Consider the following 5,200-nt stretch of genomic DNA (forward strand, 5'->3'; position numbering starts at 1 on the left):
GATGGTCAGCATGACCATCAAACGGGATCAGGCAGAAATGATCGCGAATAGCGGCATGGTAAACGATGTGTATTGGATTGATGGTGGCACTAGCAGTGGCAGCGTGCGTTTGCAGTTGACTCCCTTCCATGCGCAAACCGCGTGAAGCCATAGCAGATCCCAGACTGAAATAGCGGACAGGCCGTTGAAAGGACGGCAAAAACAAGTTTGATGTAGTGCATGTGTCATTACGTTTAATGATGAAGATCGCGAAGAAAGTAGCGAAGAAGATGGGTAAAAACTCAAAAATTTCATGGACACACCACACTTTTAATCCCTGGTGGGGATGCACACGCACATCATCTGGGTGTGCAAACTGCTACGCGGAGGTGTTTGCCAAACGTACCGGGCATAACGTATTTGGGAAAGATGTTTCTCGCCGATTTTTCGGCGATGCTCATTGGCAGGATCCCATCAGGTGGAACGAGTTCGCCATGAAGGCCGGAGAGCGGCACCGGGTGTTTTGTGCCAGTATGGGCGACGTCTTTGAAGATCATCCATCTCTTATCCATCATCGCGTCCGTTTGTGCCAGTTGATCGCTGGCACATCGCATCTGGATTGGCTGTTACTCACCAAGAGACCGGAAACCGCTGGGAGATTAATGTCAATGACCCCATGGAATCCACCCCTCTGGCCGGAGAATGTTTGGCTGGGGACAACACTGGAGCATGAGGATTATTACCAGCGAGTGGATTATCTCATGAGTATCCCGGCCAGGGTCCGATTTCTGTCCTGCGAACCTCTCCTGGGGCCATTGGACCTGACCAAGTGGTTGTCATCTGTACCTGGGCAAGGGGTGGATTGGGTGATTGTCGGCGGTGAATCTGGGCAGAAAGCCCGGCCAATGCGCCGGGAATGGGTAGAATCTATTCGTGATCAATGTTATCGCACCAGCACACCGTTTTTTTTCAAACAATGGGGTGCGTATGGTGAGGATGGGGTGAGACGGTCGGTTGCTATGAATGGAAATTTATTAGATGGAATCGAATACAAGGGGGTTCCAGGAGTATGAACAATAACAATCTCTATAGCAGCGACACTATTGGAATGCTTTACGCTTATATTGGCAGGTATGGCATAGCAAAACAAGTTGATGTCCTGTTGGAAGAGATGGCTGAACTGCAAAAGGCACTTTTAAATAATCGGCGAGGGCGACCGCATAACATCCTCGAAGAATTAGCGGATGTGCAAATCATGATCATTCAAATGCGGGTTTGTTTTGATGGAGAGTATGCGCAAAACGAGAAAACGGTTGACGATTGGATAAATGAAAAATTGATCAGAATGCGGAAGAAAATGGAGTCATGGAAATAAATGGCAATCAATCAATAAAACAGTAATAGATGAAATCAATGTTCTCTCGTGGGCAAGACATGGTGTGTGAGGATGTGCAAAAAATCAAACGGACAGAAGCGTCATTCTATATGGGAGGTTCCGGTATGGGCATGGCGGAGGATGCCTAGTGTGAATCGGAATACAGAAAAGAAAACATGCCTTAGTTGCATCTGGTTCAGAGCGTCAAAGCTAACCGATGGCAGCTTTGAAGATCCAGGATTGTGTATTCATCCAGACAACGAACCATACAAATCTACCAGAAAACGCTGCAGCGATACATGCGGCCGGTGGGAAGAGTATAGCGACGGGAAATGATAGGTGACTGCCTATTACAACGAGAACGACCCACGCTCTGCTGCATGGCTGCGTGAATTGATCAAGACCGGCGCTATTGCGCCAGGGGAAGTGGATGAAAGGAGCATCGAGGATGTCAGGCCATCAGATCTTGACGGGTACACGCAGTGCCATTTCTTCGCAGGTATCGGTGGATGGTCTTACGCCCTCCGTCTGGCCGGTTGGCCGGACGACAGGCCGGTCTGGACCGGGTCATGTCCCTGCCAACCTTTCAGCCAGGCAGGCCGCCGATTTGGGTTTGCTGACCAGCGGCACCTGTGGCCTGCGTGGCACTGGCTCATCCAGCAGTGCCGCCCTGCAACAATCTTTGGCGAACAGGTTGGCCGGGTTGGTGGGGCCCAATGGCTCGATCTTGTATTCAGCGACTTGGAAGCCATGGAATACTGTAACGCCACAAGTCGCGGCGGAATTTGTCATGGCAGTGATGGGGTATTAAATGAGTTACTGGCTTTCCTACGGTGGCGGGGTGAACTCCACCGCCCTGGCGGTCATGATCGTCTCTGGGCGATTGCCAGAATACCCGGACGTGCGCTTCATCTTCTCAGACACGATGAATGAGCAACCAGAAACGTATTTGTACATTGAGAAAGTATTTGTTCCGTATTTGAGGGAACACGGTCGGAATTTGATCATTGTGAAGCCAAAAGAAACGGTGTTGGAACGGTGGCAGCGATACAAGGTGACAGGGTCTAGGCAGTTGAGAACCTGCACCGACCACGGAAAGATTCGTCCGATGCAGGCATACATCAGACCGATTGACGATGACCCGCACCAGATTATTGGTATCGACGCCGGAGAACCGCATCGGGCAAAACCGGCCAACAAAAAGAAGGGAGAGTTTCCCAAGCATTATCCGCTTGTCGATTTAGGAATCGACCGGGATGGGTGCAAGAAGATCATTCAGCAGGCTGGCTTGTGCGTGCCGAAAAAGAGCGGGTGTTGGCACTGCCCGTTTATGCGCGTGAGAGAGATTCTGGCCTTGGCAACGGAGCGACCGGAAGACTTCCATGCGATCATCCAACTTGAAGCGGATAGTCATCAACGAATGCGGGAAGCGGGAAAATTGGACGGCAATTACTATCATTGGCGTGACAAACCAGCGACATACTGGTTGGACCGGGCGACAGAGGAGGCAAAGCAGCTTTCATTCGAGTTCGATGATCTGGACCCGACAATACCATGCAGTTGTTATGATTAAGGATCCAAAACAAATAAAAGAGCAGGTTGAATATGCTGAATATCCAACAAAGATCGATCAAGCCTCGTATCGCTGAAGCGGTGGATGATTTTGAAGACGTGTGGCCGATTATTTGTGATCAGTACTCGTTGTTTGCGCTGCTTCTCGCTAAAGACACGGAAGGGGCTATCAATAATGTTATGCGAACGATTCATGAGAGTCGCGTCAGTTGTACCAAAGATGAAGCTGTTGCTTTCGCCATTGGCTCTGTTTGGACTTTTGGCCGACAGAAACATGGCGAGCAAGCAAAAGGCGCGTGGCGCACGTATGACCGAACCGAATTGTGGAATAAAGTCTGGCGGCACTACTGCGATGGTGACGGAAACGACGCCGAAAGCGGACTGCCTGCACGGTGGCACATGCTATTCAATTTGCTGGCTATTCGGTGGCAAGAGCTTAATCGACAGGCGTAATGGTAGGAAATCATGATGCGTGCTGATCAAATAAAGGAACGGGCGCAAGGGCAATGGACAAACATTCTTGCCAGGCTTGGCGCTCCAAACGCCTGCCTGAGCAATCGTCATGGCCCATGTCCTTTCTGTGGTGGAACAGACCGTTTTCGGTACGATGACAGGAATGGTAGCGGATCGTTTATCTGTAGTCAGTGTGGTTCTGGAGACGGGTTGACGTTCGCTTCCAGACTACTCCGATTGGAGGATTCCAGAGACCTGCCGAAGGTGGTTGAGGCGGTGGCCAACGCTCTGGGCATTGTGAATGATGATGCAAAGGAAACGTTCCGACGGGAGTATCGGAGGACGGGGAAAGCAACGGAAGCTTACCGTGCATCCTTTAGCGTTGACGGGTTATCACAGGAAACAATCAGGCAGCGCTCCGCACGCATGGTAAGGAGACTCTGTACAGGGAGTGACATGTCACACTCAGGGTGTGACAGCCTAAAGTGTGACACTAATGGGGGGAGTGACATGTCACACTCAGGGTGTGACAGCCCAAACGACGGACAACCGTCGCAACCGTCGTCACCCAACACGCAAAACCTAAGCGAAGATCAAAAACAAAAAAAGGCATACGCAATACGGATCTGGAACGAGTCCATTCCAGACCCTGGACCGGTCACTACCTATCTGGCAGGCCGGGCCATCGTAATGCCGGTGGACTCGGCCAACATCCGGTACAACCCCACCAAAAATGCAATGGTGGCCCTGGTGCGCAATGGCGCTGGGGATCCAATCGCTATCCACCGCACATTTTTCGGCGAGAACGTTCCCAGTGACGAGCGCAAGAAAATGCTCGGTTCGACAAAAGGCGGCACTGTCCGCCTGTCAGACCATCTTGTTGGCGGCAACAAAATGGCCATTGGTGAGGGAATCGAATCATGCCTTTCATTCCTGCAAGCGACTGGAATTATTACATGGTCTGGATTGACCGAGGGTGGCATGCGTGGGTTCGAGTTGCCAGCAGAAAAACCGTCCACAGCCTACATTCTGGCGGATGTGGATGAACCGAAAACAATCCGTGGCCAACTGCACCGCGTCGGCCAGGAAGCTGCCCGCAAGGCCGCCACTAGGCTGGCCAACATGGGGATCGAGACATACATCGTCTGGCCAGGTGATCCAGAAGGGCAGAAGGTCGATTTCAATGATCTGCTTCAGGCGGACCCGACAGGGGAGTCAATACGGGCAGCACTGGCCAATGCAGAACGTGTCGAACAAGCCCAAAGCGATCCAACTGAAACAGACAGACCAACAGACAAACCGGTTATCACGGTCGTTGGCGGGAATCTCCATGAGATCGTTGTCAGGACGGAACTGGCATTGATTCAGGCTGAGAAAGATGAATGCTTTCAGCGTGGCGGAATGCTGGTGCGAGTGGCAAAGCTGCCGAAAACAGAGGTTAGGCGCAATGAAATCAGGCGCGAAGAAGGGGCTTTGGCTATCCTGCCGGTAGATCAGGCATGGATTGAGCTCACCCTGGTCAAGCACATGCACTTTGAAAAATGGGATGCTCGTCGCGGGAAAATGGTCCGTATCGATTGCCCACCAACTGTATCCCGATCCATCCTGGCTCGATCTGGCGATTGGCCATTCCCATCTCTGGCTGGAATCATCGAGGCTCCGACGATCAGGCCAGACGGCAGCATCCTGGAAAAAACAGGATACGACCATAGGACAGGGCTCTATCTGGATACCAGTGGTGTCGAATATTCTAGTATACCTGATCAACCATCACATGATGATGCCATTAATGCACTGAAATTGCTGGAAACAGTTATTGCA

Annotated in this window: 5 protein-coding genes and 2 pseudogenes; all 7 read left to right on the plus strand. The window is 51.4% G+C overall.

What is annotated here, in order from left to right; genetic code table 11:
• Positions 1 to 236: 236 nt before the first annotated feature.
• On the plus strand, positions 237 to 1,052 hold the full coding sequence (locus tag EJP87_RS06085) for a phage Gp37/Gp68 family protein (RefSeq protein WP_227657481.1): 816 nt from the start codon (positions 237 to 239) through the stop codon (positions 1,050 to 1,052).
• Positions 1,049 to 1,354 (plus strand): nucleoside triphosphate pyrophosphohydrolase family protein, encoded by a 306-nt coding sequence (locus EJP87_RS06090; RefSeq protein ID WP_130470970.1) that lies wholly within the window; start codon positions 1,049 to 1,051, stop codon positions 1,352 to 1,354. Before EJP87_RS06085 ends, EJP87_RS06090 begins: the two co-directional genes overlap by 4 nt.
• Before the next feature lie 339 nt (positions 1,355 to 1,693).
• Positions 1,694 to 2,113: pseudogene (locus tag EJP87_RS18390) on the plus strand (DNA cytosine methyltransferase); the annotation flags it as partial.
• A gap of 52 nt (positions 2,114 to 2,165) precedes the next feature.
• On the plus strand, positions 2,166 to 2,927 hold the full coding sequence (locus EJP87_RS06100; protein ID WP_130470972.1) for a phosphoadenosine phosphosulfate reductase domain-containing protein: 762 nt from the start codon (positions 2,166 to 2,168) through the stop codon (positions 2,925 to 2,927).
• A gap of 32 nt (positions 2,928 to 2,959) precedes the next feature.
• On the plus strand, positions 2,960 to 3,379 hold the full coding sequence (locus EJP87_RS06105) for a dATP/dGTP diphosphohydrolase domain-containing protein (RefSeq protein WP_153188660.1): 420 nt from the start codon (positions 2,960 to 2,962) through the stop codon (positions 3,377 to 3,379).
• Positions 3,380 to 3,394: 15 nt separating this feature from the next.
• Positions 3,395 to 3,541, plus strand: a pseudogene (locus EJP87_RS18900) (primase-helicase zinc-binding domain-containing protein); the annotation flags it as partial.
• A 348-nt stretch (positions 3,542 to 3,889) separates the two neighbouring features.
• The coding region (locus tag EJP87_RS06110; protein WP_227657482.1) for a DUF7146 domain-containing protein at positions 3,890 to 5,200 on the plus strand (1,311 nt) is incomplete at its 3' end.

The sequence above is a fragment of the Candidatus Magnetaquicoccus inordinatus genome (genome assembly GCF_004217665.1).
GTDB classification, from domain to species: Bacteria; Pseudomonadota; Magnetococcia; order Magnetococcales; family Magnetaquicoccaceae; genus Magnetaquicoccus; species Magnetaquicoccus inordinatus.